The sequence below is a fragment of the Bradyrhizobium symbiodeficiens genome (assembly GCF_002266465.3).
In the GTDB taxonomy this organism is placed as follows: Bacteria; Pseudomonadota; Alphaproteobacteria; order Rhizobiales; family Xanthobacteraceae; genus Bradyrhizobium; species Bradyrhizobium symbiodeficiens.
In genome coordinates this window covers 5,709,309-5,724,862 of the sequence record NZ_CP029427.2, presented here as the reverse complement: position 1 = coordinate 5,724,862, position 15,554 = coordinate 5,709,309, and the positions used below count along the sequence as shown (strand labels likewise).

Below are 15,554 nucleotides of genomic sequence, written 5' to 3'. Positions count from 1 at the left end.
CGGGTGGAAGAGCATCCGCGAGCTCATGCGGTTAGGTGAGCGTCAATTCCCTCCAAATCGTCATTGCCAGCGCAGCGACTTGTCCGCCGAGGCCTTAGTCGAAGGCGGAATCAATCCAGGATTCCTCCGCGAAAGGTTTATGGATTGCTTCGGCAATGACAGAGGAGAGAACAGCGGCGAGGGCGGCACCATCACCGCCGCTCCTTCTCCTTCTGTGGCGGCGCCGGCTTGCGCGGCGCTGCGGGGCGTGGTGCGGCGGCGGGGCGCTGCTGGAAGCCGCCTGGTCGCTGCACGCCCGGCTGTTGAGCCGCGGACGGTTGGCCCGGCTGCATGCCGGTGCGCGGCAGGTGCGGCTGCGGACGAGTTCCGCCCGGCTGTGGCGGCACGACTCCTCCGGGCTGAATCTGCCCACCACGCTGCGGCTGAGTTTGCGGCGTGCCGTTTGGCGGTGTGCCCTGTCCTTCGCGCGGTGCACCCGGACGTCCGGCGCCTTGCTGCTGGCCGCGCTGCGGCCGGCCTTGTTGATGTTGTCCTCGCGGCTGTTGCCCCTGGCCCGCACGCGGTGTGCCCGGCTGCACCGCGCCGCTTTGTCCTTGTTGTCCCTGTCCCTGCCGTTGCGGCGGCTGGGCGCCTTGCCGTCCCGGCGTACCCGGCTGCTGCTGACCGGGGCGGATGTTCTGGCCGGGCTGGCCGTTCGGCCGCAATTGTTGTTGCTGCGGCGGCTGGGCCGGCCGCGGAATGCGGCTGAGCGCGGTCGGATTGGCGCGGCGGAAGTCGCGCTGCTCGGTGACGATCTGGCGGCCCGTGGTCTGCGCCAGATGCACCTGGCCGACGAAGCCGCGGTCGCGCGCGATCTGCTGCGCGGGAATCGTGATCGGCACGGCGGCGAAGCGCATGATTCCGGCAGTGGCCGCGCCGGGCCGGATCGCAAAGCCGCTCGCGCCTTGCGTCAGCGCGCCGAGCCGCGTGCCGCTGCTGCGGTCGTCGACGTCGATGTGGCCGACGCGGCCGTCGGCATCGGGATAGAGCTTGATGTTGACGTTGCGGGCGTTGCTCGCCGCCGCCCCTTCAGGCACGTCGACGACGCCGGTGGTGCCGCGGATGCCGAGCGTCGCGGTCGGCGTCGTGATCTTCATGTCGCCGGTCTTCGCCACGGCAGCCGCGACGAAGGCGACCGTGCCCTTGCCGACGTCGAAGATCGCGGAGTTCTGCTTGCCGCCGTCCTCGTAGACGTAATTGTCGATGGTGATCTTCGAGCTGGCGGAGAGATTGAACGTGGTGGCGTCGTCGAAGGTGATGCCGAGCGAGGAGTTCGACGAGGTCTGCACCACGTCGTTGAGATAGATGTCGTCGCGCACGCGCAGCGGATAGGAATTCTTGTCACGGATCACGGTCGCGATCCCCGTGACAGTCGCAACGTTGCCGATCGGCTCGACGGCGGCGGTTTGTGCGTCCGTGGCCGGCGTCGGCGAGGTCGAGGGCGTCGGGGAGGGGGAGGGAGCCGGCTGAGCTTGTGGCTGCGTCTGCGCGAGCTCAATTGTCTCGGATGCGCAAGCCACGCTGCTGCCTGCCAGCGGCAAAGCCGGCAGCATGAGCGCGAACACGAAGCGGCGCCAGGCCAGCATTGATGTCACGAAGAAGTCCCGGTGAGAACGCGAGGCGAGATCGGCCGATTTCAGCCGGGGAGACCTGAATGGCGGATGAACGTGAGTCGCATGGGAGCGGCGAACGATCAATGGGCGCGCGATGCCAACAAGGGACTAGCTGTCTTCACATCGTCATGGCCGGGCTTGACCCGGCCATCCACGTCTTGACGTACGATCTTTAGAACGTGGATGCCCGGGACAAGCCCGGGCATGACGAATATTTGTGCGCTCAGCGTCTCAGCTCACGCGCTTCCAGGTCTGACCGCCGCAGAACATGCCGCCGAAGGCGCAGCCCTGCACGCGCATCGCATTCGGGCCCTTCATCGCGATGGTCGAGTCGTAATTGCGGCCGGAGTCGGGATCGTGGATGCGGCCGCTCCACTTCGAGCCCTCGGGCTTCATGTTGATCAGGATGCGCGCATTGGTCTTCTCGGCGTAGCCGCAGAGATTGGCGCCGCACTGCTCGACGCGAACGTTGCCCTTGTTCTCTTCGGTTGCCCAGATACCGATCGGCGTGTTGGCAACCACCACAGGCGCGGCGGCCACAGGGGCCGGAGCGGGCGCCGGAGCAACTGCGACCGGCGCGGGTGCGGGAGCAGGAGCCGCGACGGGCGCGGGCTGCGTATTGGCGTCGAAGCCGACTGACGGCGCGGCGGCAACCGTCGTGGCCGGAGCGGCGGGAGCCGTGACTGTGGGCGCGGCCGGCGCGGTCGCCTGCACTGGCGCCTGCTGAACCAGAGCCGGCGCGGGCTGCGCAGTCGTTGTGCCTGGCGTGGTGTCGTCATCGTCCTTGGAGCCGCCCAGGCCCTTCAGGTTGATGTTGTTCAGCTTGATCGGCTTGTCCGACAGGCCCGGTGCAACGATGGTCACGCAGTTGAGCGAGGCGCAGTTGCGCGGCGTCTCGATGCGGATGTGCTGGCCTTCGATCTGGAACGAGATCGTGTTGCCGCCGGCGTGGGCGGCGGCGGTCGATGCCAGAAAGAGCGCGGTGGCGGCGATGGTGAGCTTGTTCATGACAACCTCCGAAAATGGCGTGGTCCCGATATGGACTGGTGTCGCCGGTGGATGAAACGTGGTTCGACCCTACGCCGGGGCGGCCGGGCGTTCTGTGATGGGGGTCACAACGGTGGCGCGCGGTCTGGGTGAGGCAGCGCACATTCAGCCCCTCTGCATCCCGCGTAATCTCGTCGCGACACAGAGGGGAGGGGTCGACGATGCGGCTTTTGATTTCGCTTGGCATGGCGGTCGCCTTGACGGCGAGCGCGCCCGCAGCCCAGGCCGGCTCCTACTCTTTCTCGATCGGCGGTCACCGGTTCCGTGTCGACGCACCGCGCAATTGTAGGTCCAGTTCCTGTGTTTCAATGTCCGGTCGCAGCCTGCGGATGACGGGAGATGTCGGCACGGCCCCGCCGCCTGCGCCCGCACCGGTCGTGCAGGCGCCGCAGCCGGTCGCGACGATCATCCCGGTCAGGTCAGTGCAAGCGACTGCCGCCGCTCCGCCACCTGCCCCCGTCCTTGCCGCCACGACTTCGCAGCCCGTTTTGCCTCCGCCGGCGCCGAAACTCGAGGTGTCAAGGATTGAGCCGCTGAGCCCCAATCCGCCGCGGGTTGATTTGCAGCGCGTCGATACGTCGGAGATTGTTACGCTCGATCCGCCGCGGATGGAGCCGCCTGTCGCTGCTCCGAAGCCCGAGATCAAACAGGGCACGACCATCGCACAGCGCAGCGACGAGGAGCCGGCTTATTCGCCGCTCGGCGAATGGGAGAGCACGGGTGCCAAGGGCACCGTTCGCATCGAACGCTGTGGCCCTGCGCTTTGCGGTTTCGCACTCACCGAAGCCTCCGACCGGGGTGAAAGTGTGCTCGTCAATATGAAGCCGAAGACGCACGACGTCTGGACTGGCAGCATCTACAGCCGCTCCAGCGGCAGCACCTATTACGGCAGGATGACGTTGACGTCTTCCGGCAAGCTCCGTGTCGAAGCCTGTGCGATCGGCCGCTTCTGGTGTTCCGGCAACGACTGGACGCGGGTCGAGGAGCAGTTGGCCACGACCTCGCGCCAATGGAATGGAGCGCGGTCGTAGCTCCGCGCAGGCCGTGGCGGGATTTGGCCGATCGTCGTCGCTAGATCATGCCGAGCACGATGACGCCGACAAAGGCCATGGCGAGATACGCGGTGGCAACGCTCAGTCTCCCGGCGAACGTCATGACGTTGCTCCTGGGTCTCTCCGCCACGCGCGCCGCTTTGCGCGCGAGCCTCATGGTTAACAAAGAGTCTGTGTCCGAAAAAGTCAGCCCTGCTGTCGCTCGGTGGCGGCGTGTTCGGGCGCGCGCGGGGCCTTATGGTTAAAGAACCCTGAAATCAACGCGTTGAAGAGTCTTTAAGTAAATTCACCGAACGTGCGTGCATGACGCGCGGAGTTCGTTTGTATCTCGTCGGCTCCATCGTCCTTGTTTCGCTAGCGGGTTGCGGACGCGGCTTCTTCCAGGCCGAACGCGAACCGTGGCGGGCCGAGGCCGAAGCCGCTTGCCTGAAATCGGGCGCGGTGAAAGAGGGGCCGGACCTCGTTCGCATCGACCCGATCTCCGGGCCAGGCATGTGCGGCGCCGAGTTTCCGCTCAAGGTCGCCGCCATCGGCGAGGCCTCGAGCAGCTACGGCTTTGCCGACGAAGAGCTGCGTCCGCCGGGCAGCATCGGCGGCCAACCGCGCTGGCCGGTGACACAGCCGCGGTCGAATTATCCGGCATCGTCCTCTCCGCAACGGTCGAACTATCCTGAAGCCGCGGTGCGCCAGCCCGCCGGCTATGGTGCATCGTCCGGGCCGATGTCGCTGAACGCGCCCGGCGTGGCGGCGCAGGAGGACGAGATCGATCTGCCGTCCGATGGCACCGATGCCGCGGGCGCTGCGCGCTACATGAATTCGCCGAGCTATCCGGCACGGCCGGCGCCCTACTCGCAGGCGCCTGCGCAGCAGCCGCCGCCGCGCCTCGGTCCGGCGCAGGGCAACCCCGTCACCGCCGTCGGTCCGGTCGCGATCAAGCCGACCGCGACGCTCGCCTGTCCGATCGTGTCCGAACTCGACCGCTGGCTCGCCGACACGGTGCAGCCGTCTGCGATGCGCTGGTTCGGCGTCCGCGTCGCCGAGATCAAGCAGATCTCCGCCTATTCATGCCGGGGCATGAACGGCAATCCGCATTCACACATCTCCGAGCACGCCTTCGGCAACGCGCTCGACATTGCCGCCTTCGTGCTCGCCGACGGCCGCCGCGTCACCGTGAAGGACGGCTGGCGGGGCGTGCCGGAGGAGCAGGGATTCTTGCGTGACGTGCAGTCGGGCGCCTGCGCGCATTTCACCACCGTGCTCGCGCCGGGATCGAACGTCTATCACTACGATCACATCCACGTCGATCTGATGCGCCGCGCCAGCCGCCGCCTGATCTGCCAGCCCGCCGCCGTCTCGGGCGAAGAGGTCGCCTCGCGCGCGCAGTCGCGCCGCCCCTATGCCAATGCGGGCGATCAGTCCGTCACCGGTTCGCTCGGTGCGCGCAAGAGCGCGACGCGCAAGCACCAGGAAGACGACTACGCCGACGATTAGGTGCCTTCGCCGGATCTGGACCGGCCGCCCACCCGCTGAGACCGGTCTGTTCAAGCAGCGCTGTGTGTTCGGCAAAGCGTAGTTGGCGCGCAAAAATTTGCGCGGTCGTGGTTTTCAGTCAAGTCATTGAATAGTTATCGCTATTCGCACCCCGCCGGGCTTTTCCCGTGGTTGGCACATTCGCTGCAATGAGGTGCTGCAACGAAGCGGCGCTGCCGGCGCTGTGAGCCCACGGAACCCGTCATGCAGATGCCCGTCACCCCGCCGTACTCCGATCTCGAGCAGCGCGTGCTGTCGCGCATCACGGAGGAGCGTTGGCTTGAACTGGCATCGGAGCTGATCCGCACCGGCCAGCCGCGCTCCGGCAATCCGCTCGATCCCGACCTGCCGCCGGCGGAGGAAGAGGCGATCTCAATGCTGGTCGCGGGCAAGCTCGAAGCCCTCGGCATGGAGGTCACCAAGCACAGTGCGCAGCCGCACCGGCCGAACGTGCTCGGCGTGCTCCGGGGGCAGGAGGGCGCGCCGTCGCTCATCCTGAACGATCATCTCGACACCTATCCGGTGGTCGAGCCCGAGAAATGGCACATGACGGATTTCGATCCTTTCAAGGCCACACGTCATGGCGACCTTCTCTACGCCCGCGGCACCTCCGACACCCGCGGAAACCTTGCAGCATCGCTGCTCGCGGTGCAGGCGCTGATGGAGGAAGGGGTGAGGTTCAAGGGCACTTTGATGTGCTGCTACACCGTCGACGAGGAGCGCAACGGCACCGAGGGCTCGATCTACATGCTGAACAAGGTCGGCCTCACTGCCGACTACGAGATCACCGCCGAGCCGACTGCGTGGGGCGACGTCAGCAAGGATTGGGGCATGAACCTCTCGGTGGCCAATTCAGGTCACTGCCTGGTCGAGGTCACGGTCGAGGGCATCAAGTCGCATATCTGGCGCCCCGACATCAGCGTCAACGCCATCATGGAGGCGGCGAAGCTGCTGCCGAAGCTGAAGGAGATGGCTTTCACGCACGTGCCCAGCAAGTTCATGGGACACACGCCGCCCTGCTGCTCGGTGGTGCGTATCCGCGGCGGCCTGCCCGGCGAGATGCAGTTCTCACCCGATGCCTGCACGATCACGCTCGCGGTGGTCGGCATCGTGCCCGGCATGACGCTTGGAAGCGTGATCTCCGACATCGAGCGTCTAGGGCAGGAGACATTCGCTGGCGTCAACGACGTCAAGGTCGGGGTGCGCCAGGTGCCCGGCTCGCTGTTCGTTAACGCGACCGAACCGGTGCCGGTCGAGGAAGAGCCTTGCCGCTCCCTGCGCGCGGTCTATCAGCGCCTGATGGGCCGCGAACCCGGCGTCAACCGCAAGAATGCGTTCAACGACACGATCCGTTTTCGTGAGGCCGGCATCAACGCAGTGACGTTCGGGCCCGGCGAGGACGGCTGGGCCGTCGACAACGAGAATATCTCGATCACCAAGTCGGTGATGGCGACACGGATCTACGCGCTGACCATCATGCAGATCCTGGGCGTGCGTGCATGAGCGTCGAGGCAAGCCACATGGCCATTCCGATCTCGGCAGACCGCACGCGGCGCGGCAGTCTGCGGCTGAGGGTCCCGAAGGTCTCGCGATCGGTCCTGCTCTCGATGCTCACGATTGCCGTGCTGTTGGCCTGCTGGGCGATTGTCACGGAGATGGGCTGGGCCAACGAGTTGTTCCTGCCGAAGCCGCAGGCGGTCTGGGCCGCGTTCATCAAGACGATGACGAAGGGCTACCAGGGCGCGACGCTGCTCCAGCATCTCGGCGCCAGCCTGTATCGCATCCTCACGGCTTTCGCGCTGGCCTGCCTCGTCGGCATTCCGCTCGGCGTCCTCATGGGCGTGTCGCGCAACGCCCGCGCGCTGCTCAATCCGCTGATCGAATTCTACCGGCCGCTGCCGCCGCTCGGACTCTATACATTGCTCGTGATGTGGCTCGGCATCGGCGAGAGCTCGAAGCTGTCGCTGCTGTTCCTTGCCGGCTTGCCGGGTATCGTCATCTCGACGATCCAGGCCGTAACGAGCGTCGATCCCGTCTACGTGCGTGCCGCACAGTCACTCGGCGCGACCCGGCGCCATCTGCTGTTCCACGTCTATCTGCCCGCTGCGGGGCCCTTGATCCTGGCCGGCATGCGCATCTCGCTCGGTTTCACCTACACCGTTCTGGTCGCTGCCGAGATCGTCGCGGCATCAGCTGGCATCGGCTGGATGATCTGGGATGCTGCAAAGTTCCTGCTGTCCGACGTCGTGATCATGGGCCTGATCGTGCTTGGCCTCACCGGCGTCGTGCTCGATCTCATCATGCGCGGGATCGCGAAACTGTTGATGCCATGGGCCTGAAATTCAATTCTGATCGAGGGAGATCGATACGATGAAGAGATTTGTTGCCACGCTCGCACTTGCCACGCTCGCGTTCACGTCCACCCTGCGCGCCGAAGACAAGCCGGCGAAAGTGACCGTCGGCTATCTGAATCTGGTGAATGCCCAGCTCGTCACCAAGCATCTCGGCCTGCTCGCCAAGGAGATGCCGGGCGTCGACATCAAATACGTGAAGGTTGGTGGTGGCGGCGACATGCTGCGCGCGATCGCCGGCAATGACGTCGACTTCGGCGGCCTCGGCAACCCACCGACCGCGATCGGCGCGACCCGGGCGCTGCCGATCAAGGGCATCCTCGTCATCAACATGCTCGACTATGTCGAATCGATGGTGGTTCGTGCCGACAAGAACATCACCTCGCTCAAGGACCTCAAGGGCAAGACCGTCGCCGCGCCCTTCGGTTCGACGACACACTATCTGCTGCTCCAGGCTTTGAAAGACGAAGGTGTCGATCCCGCATCGATGAAGATTATCGACCTCGCGCCGTCGGACATTGCGGCGGCCTGGCTTCGCGGCGACATCGACGCCGCCTGGTTCTGGGAGCCAAATCTCGACAAGGCCGTGAAGAATGGCGGCAAGATCCTCGTCACCTCGGGTGAGATGGCGAAGCGCGGCTACCCGACCTGGGACATCGGCGTCGTCATGAACGCGTTCGCGCAGAAATATCCGTCCTACGTCGAGAAGTTCGTCAAGGCCGAATGCGAAGGCATCGATTTCTGGCTCAAGAATCCGGACAAGACCGCCGAGATCATCGCGGAGGAGCTTTCCCTTCCGCTTGAGGACGCGACGCGCATGATGAAGGGCACCGGGATGGTCCCCTGCAGCAAGCAGCTCACGGACGAGTATCTCGGCACGTCCGTGAAGAAGGGCAAGTTCGTCGACACGCTGGTCTCGACCGCCGATTTCCTGGTGAAGCAGGAACGTCTGCCGAAGCTGTTGCCGCGTGCCGACTTCGAGGCCTTCATTCAGCCGGCCTATATCGAGAAGGTGATCGGCCGCTAAAGCCGGTGCCGGCGGTCTCGTTCTCGCCGGCACCTCCTGTCCTTGCAAGCACGTGACCGACATGGATATCTCGCCCTGCCAACTCCGCGCCGCCTATCGCAGCGGCCGGCTCAAGCCGTCCGATGTCGCCGGGCATGTGCTGTCGCGTCTGAACGGCGCCGATCAGAGCGGCGTCTGGATATCGACGGCAAGTCCCGAGAACGTCATGGCCGCTGCGCGTGCGCTCGACGCGCGCAGCGGTGAGATCGATAAGTTGCCGCTCTATGGGCTCGTCTTCTCGGTGAAGGATTGCATCGACGTCGCGGGGGAGCAGACGACGTCGGCCTGTCCGGAATTCGCCTATGTCGCGAAGGACACGAGTCCGGTCGTGGCCGACGCGATCGCTGCGGGAGCAATCTATGTCGGCAAGACCAATATGGACCAGTTTGCAACCGGCCTGGTCGGCGTGCGCTCGCCCTATGGCGTTGCGCGCAACCCGCACAATCCGGATTACATCCCGGGCGGCTCCAGTTCTGGCGCGGCGGTGTCGGTCGCGACCGGCACGTCATCATTTGCTTTCGGCACCGATACCGGTGGATCGGGCAGGGTGCCGGCGTCCTATTGCGGCGTTACGGGCTTCAAGCCGGCGCCCGGCGCCTTCAGCCAGCGCGGCATGGTTTATGCGTGCCGAAGCTTCGATACCATCTCGCTTTACACGCGCGGTGCACGAGACGGCTACGACGTCTATCGCGTGCTGGCACGCCGCGATCTTGAGGATGGCTTTTCGCCGGCGGATTTTGCCGGCTGGACCGAGCAGGCGCCACCGGCGCGTCCCCTGAAGCTCGCGACACCGCGCGTCGATCAGCTCAAGTTCTTTGGCAATGCCGAGACCGAGAGGCTGTTCGGCGACGGGCTTCGCCGGTTGCGGCAACTCGGCATGGCGGTTGTTCCGGCTGATTTCGCGCCATTCACCTCGATCAATGATCTGATGTTCTTCGGACCGTTTCTCGCCGAGCGGGATGTCTCGGTTGGCGCGTTCCTCGACGCCAATCCGGATGCCGGCGTCAAGATCGTGCGCGATCTCGTCGTCGGGAGCCGGAAGTTCACGGCGGCTGACGCCTATCGTGCGCTCTACAAGGTCAAGGAAGTTCGGCGCTCGCTGTCCGACTTCTGGCAGGGCCATGATGCGCTGGTCGTGCCGACAGTCGGCACCGTATTGAGCATCGACGACGTCGCGCGCGACCCGCTGACGGCCAATTTCAACAATGGCTACTACACCAACTTCGCCAATCCGCTCGGGCTCGCCGCAATCGCGGTGCCGAACGCGGTAACGGGGGTCGGCGTGCCTTACGGGGTCACATACCTCGCGCCGGCCGGGCGGGAGCGCCTGCTCACCGACCTCGCCTGTGCGTTCATGGGAGCGGCAGCCCCGCCTTGAGCATTCGCGCCGCGTTGCAATCTGACCAGAGACCTCCTAGCCTTCGGCCCGTCGCTCGAAGGGAGACCGATCGTGGAGCGCAGTCTTGCGCATGAGGTGGCCGATCCGGCTGAGCCTTGCACGGATGTGCGGAGGGCCCGGAGCGGACGTTACGTGCTGAAGGCGTTGGAAAAGCCCGATCTCGACCTGGTGATGCGGACCGGCAGGTTGGCCATCTACCAGAACCGCGAATATCTGCTGCGGGAATCCGAGGCCGCGAACGGCATCCACATCATCCTGAGCGGGATCGTCGAAAGCACCCATGCCGGCACGCAGGGACGCGAACTGATGCTGGCAACCTGGGAGGCCGGCGATTTCGTCGGTGCACCCTACATTCTCGGCGATCACCGTCATAGCTGGTCGGCACGCGCGCTCGGCCGTGTCGAAGCGCTGCACCTCGACCAGGATGCGATCCGCCGCCTGATCGCGCAGTCGCCATCCTTCGCGGTCGCGCTGATCGAGTGCCTCGGCTTCAAGGGCGAGACCTATTCAATGCTGGCGCAGATGCTTGCTGGGCAGAAGGCGGCCGAACGGCTGGTGTTGCTGCTGGTGAAGCTATGCGAGAACGCGGCCCAGGACGAGAGCGGGCCGATCTCGCTCGGCCGGATCACGCAAGCCAATCTCGCGCGCATGATCGGCGCGACGCGGCAGTCGATCAGTCTGATCCTTGGGCGACTCCAGGACGACGGTATCATCGCGACCGGCCCGACCAAGATGGTCGTCAACGACCTCGCGGCATTGAGGAAGCAGGTGCCGGATTAGCGTACGCTGCGTGAAATGTCATTTCGACGTCGGCTTCGTCGGTGCGGGAACAAGCCCCATGCACCGCTGCACCTCGGCCGGGACGTTGTAGGTCCGCATGATATGGCGGCTGTCGCGCAGGCCGGATGACTCCCGCTGCACCACCAGCATCCAAAGCGCCTGGCCGGCTTCCATCACCAGCTTGCGCCTGGCCGGCTGCAGCGAGGCGGGCAACTCCGGGAGCGCATGGGCGGCGTCGAACTCACGCAAGCGCGTCAGCGCCTGTTCGAGCGTGTGACCCATTCGTCCAAGCGCGGAGGCCTGTTCCTGAACGATCTCGTAATGAAGGATATCGACGGGCGGGCGAAGATCACGGGACATGAACCCAAATATAGCGCCGTCCGAATGGCCTGCAACGCATGGCCGGCTTGTCGCTACTTCGCCCGATACGCTGCCAGGAACATCCGCGTCGCGCTTTCGACCACCTCGGTCATGCGCTCCTCCGATGGCGCGGGCGCGGCCTGGAAGACGAACGGCAGGAAGAGGGAAGCCTTGCACAATTCCATGAATTGCGAGGCGGCAAGGTCGCAATCGTCGATATCGAGATTGCCGGAAGCGACGCGGGCTTGGAGATAGGCGGAGAGGCGGTTGATGCTCTTGTCGAGCACGCGCGCATAGTAGCGGCGGCCGACATCCGGCATGCGTTCGGCGATCGCCATCACTGTGCGGATCGCCGATCCGCCACCGGGCCGGCAGACCAGGTGAAGGTAGGCGAGACCGAACTCCTTCAGCGTGGTCTCGGCATCGCGCGCGGGATCGAAATTGAACACGACTTGGCCGTACTGGAGCGCTTCCTGTTCGAGGATGGCTTCGAACAGCGCGCATTTGTCGGCGAAGTAGACGTAGAGCGTGCCCTTGGAGACCTGCGCGGCGCGCGCGATCTCGCCCATGCTGGCGCCGTCGAAGCCGAGATCCATGAATACTTTGCGGGCGCCGTCCAAGATCTGGCGACGTTTGGAGCCGTCCTCCTCCTGGATGACGTGCAGATGATCGCGGCCGGCTACAACCATTGGTTCAGGGTCTCGGAAGGTTTTTGAGTCGGGTCTGCGGCCATGAAACCCGAATAAAGGATTCTCGTCAGTAGGGTCCGGCCGGGACTATTATGTATATTGACCGAACCGTTCGGTCAATGATATTTGGATTTGGCGAGAGGGAACGGGCCGCACGCCGGCTTTCCTGGATCGCGCTTTTTTTGGGGAGGCCTTTATGGCCGTATCGAGAGACCAGGCTGCGCGCGTCCTTCGCCAGGAAACGCTGGAGGATCACGCGGACGGTGGTGCTGCGATCGAGGACGCTGCGCCCCTTGCCGGGCAGTTGCGCTCTCACTTGGCCGAGGAAGCCAAGCGCCGCACCGCCGAGGCGCCGGAGAAACCCGTGACCGACAAGCCGGCCGCACCTGCGCCCAACGCACCGGCCGCCGGCGCTCCCAAATCCGGCAAGCGCAAATTCGTGCTGATGGGTGTCGGCCTGGTGCTGGCGCTCGCGGCCGCGAGCTATGCCGGCTACTACACGCTGGTCGGACGCTTCTATATCTCCACCGACGACGCCTATGTCCGCGCCAACAACACCATGCTGGGTGCGCGCGTTGCCGGCCACATCGCCTCGATCCTCGCCGGCGACAACACCACCGTGCGCGCCGGCGACATCGTCTTCCGCATCGATGACGGCGACTACAAGATCGCGGTCGATGCCGCCGCGACCAGGATCGCGACCCAGCAGGCCACCATCGATCGCATCGGCCGCCAGATCGCCGCGCTCGACAGCCAGGTGGCGCAGGCCAAGGCGCAGCTGGTCTCGGCCGAGGCGGGACTCAAGCGCGCCGATCTCGACTATGAACGCCAGCAGGCCCTGAGCAACAAGGGGTTTGCCTCGCGTGCCGTGTTCGAGAGCTCGGAAGCCGGACGCGACCAAGGCGCCGCCGCGGTCAAGGCGGCACAGGCCGCCTACGACGTTGCAATCAGCAATGTCGATGTCGCCAAGGCGCAGCAGGCCGAAGCGCAGGCCCAGCTCGCCGAGCTCAAGACCACGCTCGCCAAGGCGGAGCGCGACCTCGGCTTCACCGCCGTGCGTGCACCGGTCGACGGCACGTTTTCGAACCGTCTGGTCAGCACCGGCGATTTCGTCGCGGTCGGGCAGCGCCTCGGCAACATCGTGCCGCTCAACAACGTGTATATCGACGCGAATTTCAAGGAAACGCAGCTCAGGCGCATTCGTCCCGGCCAGCCGGTGACGATCAAGGTCGACGCCTACGGCATGCGCAAGTTCTCCGGTGTCGTCGACAGCATCGCGGCGGGCTCGGGTTCGGTGTTCACGCTGCTGCCGCCCGACAACGCCACCGGCAATTTCACGAAGATCGTGCAGCGCGTGCCGGTACGCATCCGCGTGCCGAAGTCGGTGGCGAAGCAGAACCTGCTCCGTGCCGGCATGTCGGTCTATGCGACTGTCGACACCAACAAGGGCGCGGCCGACGCCGACAGCGAGGTCGACCTAGACGATCCCACCGCGATCCATCCGCAGTAGGATTTGGTGACATGAGCCGCGCCGCCACCTCTCACGCAGGTGCGCTCCCTCTCCCGCTTGCGGGAGAGGGCTGGGGAGAGGGTGCCTCCGCAACGGGACAATCCCCAAGCGGAGAGAGCCCCCACCCGGCGCTTCGCGCCGACCTCTCCCGCAAGCGGGAGAGGTGCACCGACCTCGCGGCTTGCTTCAGTCAGAGCTGACACAATGGCCAACGCCACCACCGCTTCACCCGCCATGATGGCGGACCCCGCTTCGGAGCGCATCGCGCCGAAGCGGTTGTTCGCGTTCATCATCATGGTGTTCGGGATGTTCATGTCGATCCTGGACATCCAGATCGTCTCGGCCTCCCTCAGCGAGATCCAGGCGGGCCTGTCGGCGAGCTCCAGCGAAGTCTCCTGGGTCCAGACCGCCTATCTGATCGCCGAGGTCATCGCGATCCCGCTGTCGGGATTCCTGTCGCGCGCCTTCGGCACGCGGCTGCTGTTCGCGATCTCGGCGGCCGGCTTCACCGCCTCGAGCCTGCTCTGCGGCTTCGCCACCACCATCGAGGAGATGATCCTCTGGCGTGCATTGCAGGGATTTTTGGGCGCCGGCATGATCCCGACGGTGTTCGCCTCGGCCTATACCGTGTTCCCGCGATCGAAATTCCACATTGTCGGTCCCATCATCGGACTGGTCGCGACCCTCGCACCCACGATCGGGCCGACGGTCGGCGGCTACATCACCGACCTGATGTCGTGGAACTGGCTGTTCTTCATCAACGTCGTGCCCGGCATCGGCATCACCATCGGCGTGCTCGCGCTGGTCGATTTCGACGAGCCGCATTTCGAACTGCTCGACCGCTTCGACTGGTGGGGCCTCTTGTTCATGGCCGGCTTTCTCGGCACGCTGGAATACGTGCTCGAAGAGGGGCCGCAATATGAATGGATGCAGGACACCTCGGTCGCGATCTGCGCCTGGATCTGCGCCATCTCGGCGATCGCCTTCTTCTGGCGCGTTTTCACGGCGGTCGAGCCGATCGTGAATCTGCGCACCTTCTCGGATCGCAATTTCGCGATCGGCTGTGTCCTGCAGTTCTGCATCGGCATCGGCCTCTACGGCCTGACCTACATCTATCCGCGCTATCTCGCCGAGGTGCGCGGCTACAGCGCGCTGATGATCGGCGAGACCATGTTCGTCTCCGGCATCACCATGTTCCTGGTCGCGCCGCTGGTCGGCCGGCTCATGACGAAGCTCGACATGCGCTACATGATCGCATTCGGCCTCGTCGTGTTCGCGATCGGCTCCTACCAGATGACCTGGATCACCCGCGACTACGATTTCTACGAGCTGCTGGTGCCGCAGATCCTGCGCGGCATCGGCATGATGTTCGCGATGGTGCCGACCAACAACATCGCGCTCGGCACGCTGGCGCCTGACAGGGTGAAGAACGCCTCGGGCCTGTTCAACCTGATGCGCAACCTCGGCGGCGCCGTCGGCCTCGCCGTCATCAACACCGTGCTCAACGACCGCACCGATTTGCACATCACCCGCCTCCAGGAGCGCGTGACCTGGGGCAATGCAACCGCGACCGAAACGCTGACCATGTTCATGCAGAAGTTCCAGGGGCTCGGCGATTCCACGCTGATGGCGATGAAGCAGCTCTCCCAGCTCGTGCACCGCCAGGCCGTGGTGATGAGCTTCGGCGACGCCTTCTTCGTGCTGACGCTGTTCTATCTCGGCCTCACCCTGCTGGTGACGCTGCTGAATAAGCCGGCCTCGCTGACCGGCGGCGGCGACGCGCATTGACCGCGCTTCGCCTGACGTCCTTCGTTCGAAGGAGGAACCAAATTGCAACACTCGTCCGTGATCTCGCGCGGGCCCCGTTGCAAACCGAAAACGACGCATCTATAAGGCGCACCTCATTCATTCGAACCGGGGAGAGATTTGCATGATTTCGTCGCTTTCGCAGATCGCCCGCCCGCGCTCGATGATGTTCTGGCTCGGTATCTGCTCGGCCTCCTAGAGGCCTCTTCCGCCAGCTTCGATTGGGCACAAAGTCCCGATCGCTCCGCTTCCCAAGTCAAATTCAGTCTCAAGTAACGCTGTCCCGGCCCTCGCGGCCGGCCTGCGTCCATC

13 protein-coding genes are annotated in these 15,554 nt (G+C 65.0%); 9 read left to right on the top strand and 4 right to left on the bottom strand.

From position 1 onward, the window contains the following. Window positions 1–191 precede the first annotated feature (191 nt). Window positions 192–1,625 (bottom strand): FecR domain-containing protein, encoded by a 1,434-nt coding sequence (locus tag CIT39_RS26875; protein ID WP_162308929.1) that lies wholly within the window; start codon window positions 1,623–1,625, stop codon window positions 192–194. Window positions 1,626–1,883: 258 nt separating this feature from the next. Continuing rightward, window positions 1,884–2,660 carry a DUF2147 domain-containing protein gene (locus tag CIT39_RS26870; protein ID WP_094977314.1) on the bottom strand — a complete coding sequence of 259 codons (777 nt, stop codon included), beginning with the start codon at window positions 2,658–2,660 and terminating at the stop codon, window positions 1,884–1,886. 200 nt (window positions 2,661–2,860) lie between these two features. Between CIT39_RS26870 and CIT39_RS26865 the strand changes: the two genes are divergently transcribed. The 7 genes from CIT39_RS26865 (at window position 2,861) to CIT39_RS26835 (ending at window position 10,877) form a co-directional block, all read left to right on the top strand. Next, window positions 2,861–3,730, top strand: coding sequence for a DUF2147 domain-containing protein (locus CIT39_RS26865; RefSeq protein WP_094977315.1), 870 nt, complete (start codon window positions 2,861–2,863; stop codon window positions 3,728–3,730). A 324-nt stretch (window positions 3,731–4,054) separates the two neighbouring features. Beyond that, a complete protein-coding gene (locus tag CIT39_RS26860; RefSeq protein ID WP_094977316.1) occupies window positions 4,055–5,242 on the top strand; it encodes an extensin-like domain-containing protein in 1,188 nt (395 codons plus the stop codon). Between the two features lie 243 nt (window positions 5,243–5,485). Further along, entirely contained in the window at window positions 5,486–6,784 is a 1,299-nt protein-coding gene (locus tag CIT39_RS26855; protein ID WP_094977317.1) for a M20 family metallopeptidase, read from the top strand. Then, window positions 6,781–7,620 (top strand): ABC transporter permease, encoded by an 840-nt coding sequence (locus CIT39_RS26850; protein WP_094977318.1) that lies wholly within the window; start codon window positions 6,781–6,783, stop codon window positions 7,618–7,620. The genes CIT39_RS26855 and CIT39_RS26850 overlap by 4 nt, the downstream gene beginning before the upstream one ends. A 31-nt stretch (window positions 7,621–7,651) precedes the next feature. Then, the gene (locus CIT39_RS26845) at window positions 7,652–8,659 is read left to right on the top strand and encodes a taurine ABC transporter substrate-binding protein (protein ID WP_094977319.1); all 1,008 of its coding nucleotides are present in this window, start codon (window positions 7,652–7,654) and stop codon (window positions 8,657–8,659) included. Window positions 8,660–8,720: 61 nt separating this feature from the next. After that, complete coding sequence (locus tag CIT39_RS26840; RefSeq protein ID WP_094977320.1) at window positions 8,721–10,076, top strand: amidase family protein; 1,356 nt, start codon at window positions 8,721–8,723, stop codon at window positions 10,074–10,076. Between the two features lie 72 nt (window positions 10,077–10,148). Next, window positions 10,149–10,877: a Crp/Fnr family transcriptional regulator gene (locus CIT39_RS26835; RefSeq protein ID WP_094977321.1), complete on the top strand. Its 729-nt coding sequence runs from the start codon at window positions 10,149–10,151 to the stop codon at window positions 10,875–10,877. Window positions 10,878–10,895: 18 nt separating this feature from the next. Here the strand turns inward: CIT39_RS26835 and CIT39_RS26830 are convergent, their stop codons facing one another. Both CIT39_RS26830 and CIT39_RS26825 read right to left on the bottom strand, forming a co-directional pair. Beyond that, on the bottom strand, window positions 10,896–11,237 hold the full coding sequence (locus tag CIT39_RS26830) for a DUF6665 family protein (protein ID WP_094977322.1): 342 nt from the start codon (window positions 11,235–11,237) through the stop codon (window positions 10,896–10,898). A 53-nt stretch (window positions 11,238–11,290) separates the two neighbouring features. Further along, complete coding sequence (locus CIT39_RS26825; RefSeq protein WP_094977323.1) at window positions 11,291–11,926, bottom strand: TetR/AcrR family transcriptional regulator; 636 nt, start codon at window positions 11,924–11,926, stop codon at window positions 11,291–11,293. Window positions 11,927–12,122: 196 nt separating this feature from the next. Between CIT39_RS26825 and CIT39_RS26820 the strand changes: the two genes are divergently transcribed. Both CIT39_RS26820 and CIT39_RS26815 read left to right on the top strand, forming a co-directional pair. Continuing rightward, window positions 12,123–13,436, top strand: a complete 1,314-nt coding sequence (locus tag CIT39_RS26820; RefSeq protein ID WP_094977324.1) for an HlyD family secretion protein — start codon at window positions 12,123–12,125, stop codon at window positions 13,434–13,436. Between the two features lie 204 nt (window positions 13,437–13,640). Further along, complete coding sequence (locus tag CIT39_RS26815; RefSeq protein ID WP_094977326.1) at window positions 13,641–15,224, top strand: DHA2 family efflux MFS transporter permease subunit; 1,584 nt, start codon at window positions 13,641–13,643, stop codon at window positions 15,222–15,224. The last annotated feature ends 330 nt before the right edge of the window (window positions 15,225–15,554 follow it).

Excerpts from the sequence above, each read along its gene's own strand:
- CIT39_RS26830 (WP_094977322.1), bottom strand. The coding sequence starts at position 11,237 with ATGTCCCGTGATCTTCGCCCGCCCGTCGATATCCTTCATTACGAGATC.
- CIT39_RS26825 (WP_094977323.1), bottom strand. The coding sequence starts at position 11,926 with ATGGTTGTAGCCGGCCGCGATCATCTGCACGTCATCCAGGAGGAGGAC.
- CIT39_RS26855 (WP_094977317.1), top strand. The coding sequence starts at position 5,486 with ATGCAGATGCCCGTCACCCCGCCGTACTCCGATCTCGAGCAGCGCGTG.
- CIT39_RS26815 (WP_094977326.1), top strand. The coding sequence starts at position 13,641 with ATGGCCAACGCCACCACCGCTTCACCCGCCATGATGGCGGACCCCGCT.
- CIT39_RS26875 (WP_162308929.1), bottom strand. The coding sequence starts at position 1,625 with ATGCTGGCCTGGCGCCGCTTCGTGTTCGCGCTCATGCTGCCGGCTTTG.
- CIT39_RS26845 (WP_094977319.1), top strand. The coding sequence starts at position 7,652 with ATGAAGAGATTTGTTGCCACGCTCGCACTTGCCACGCTCGCGTTCACG.
- CIT39_RS26865 (WP_094977315.1), top strand. The coding sequence starts at position 2,861 with ATGCGGCTTTTGATTTCGCTTGGCATGGCGGTCGCCTTGACGGCGAGC.
- CIT39_RS26820 (WP_094977324.1), top strand. The coding sequence starts at position 12,123 with ATGGCCGTATCGAGAGACCAGGCTGCGCGCGTCCTTCGCCAGGAAACG.
- CIT39_RS26860 (WP_094977316.1), top strand. The coding sequence starts at position 4,055 with ATGACGCGCGGAGTTCGTTTGTATCTCGTCGGCTCCATCGTCCTTGTT.
- CIT39_RS26840 (WP_094977320.1), top strand. The coding sequence starts at position 8,721 with ATGGATATCTCGCCCTGCCAACTCCGCGCCGCCTATCGCAGCGGCCGG.
- CIT39_RS26850 (WP_094977318.1), top strand. The coding sequence starts at position 6,781 with ATGAGCGTCGAGGCAAGCCACATGGCCATTCCGATCTCGGCAGACCGC.
- CIT39_RS26870 (WP_094977314.1), bottom strand. The coding sequence starts at position 2,660 with ATGAACAAGCTCACCATCGCCGCCACCGCGCTCTTTCTGGCATCGACC.